This is a genomic window from Stenotrophomonas sp. HMWF003 (assembly GCF_003061285.1).
Lineage (GTDB): Bacteria > Pseudomonadota > Gammaproteobacteria > Xanthomonadales > Xanthomonadaceae > Stenotrophomonas > Stenotrophomonas maltophilia_AP.
Genome location: NZ_QAIW01000356.1, coordinates 3,023 through 3,831, shown reverse-complemented (window position 1 = coordinate 3,831; position 809 = coordinate 3,023). Strand labels below are relative to the sequence as shown.

The 809-nt window shown below is 70.2% G+C and carries 1 protein-coding gene; it reads left to right on the top strand.

Annotated elements, in window-relative coordinates:
* A partial coding sequence (locus DBR34_RS14555; protein ID WP_219928301.1) for a patatin-like phospholipase family protein occupies nucleotides 1-809 on the top strand: 809 nt, incomplete at both ends.

The following is an 809-nucleotide window of genomic DNA, read 5'->3' as shown; positions in this document are numbered from 1 at the left end:
CGCTGGCACATGCGCAGGCACCCGCCGCCACGCACGCCGCCTCCACCGCCCCCGAGCGCCCGCGCACCTGCCTGGTTCTCGGCGGTGGCGGTGCGCGCGGCGCGGCCCACATCGGCGTACTCAAGGTGCTGGAACGCGAGCACGTGCCGATCGACTGCATCGTCGGCACCTCGATGGGCGCGGTGGTGGGCGGCCTGTATGCCTCCGGCTACACCGCCGACGAGATCGAAGCCGTTCTCGACCGTATCGACTGGGCCGAGGTGCTCCACGACAAGCCGCCGCGCAACGAGCGCAGCATGCGCCGCAAGGAGGACGACCTGCGCCTGCTGGGGGGCGTGGAAGTGGGCCTGAGCGACGGCAGGATCGCGTTTCCGCAAGGGCTGATCCAGGGCCAGAAGCTGGAGATGCTGCTGCGCCGCCTGCTGTTGCCGACCTGGCAGGTGCATGATTTCGACCAGCTGCCGATTCCGTTCCGGGCGATCGCCACCGACATCGTCAGTGGCGAGAAGTTGGTGTTCGCGCAGGGCGACCTGGCGCTGGCCATCCGCGCCAGCATGTCGGTGCCGGGCGTGTTCGCGCCGGTGCGTTACCAGGGGCGCCTGCTGGTGGATGGCGGCGTGGTCGACAACGTGCCTATCGACGAGGCGCGCCGGCTGGGGGCCCAGCGCCTGATCGTGTCGCGCGTGGGGACACCGTTGATGACCGAGGCCCAGCTGGATTCGCCGCTGGCGATCAGCCACCAGATGGCCAGCGTGCTGATGCAGCGCGAAGTGCTGGCGCAGCTGGCCACGTTGGGGCCGCAGGATCTG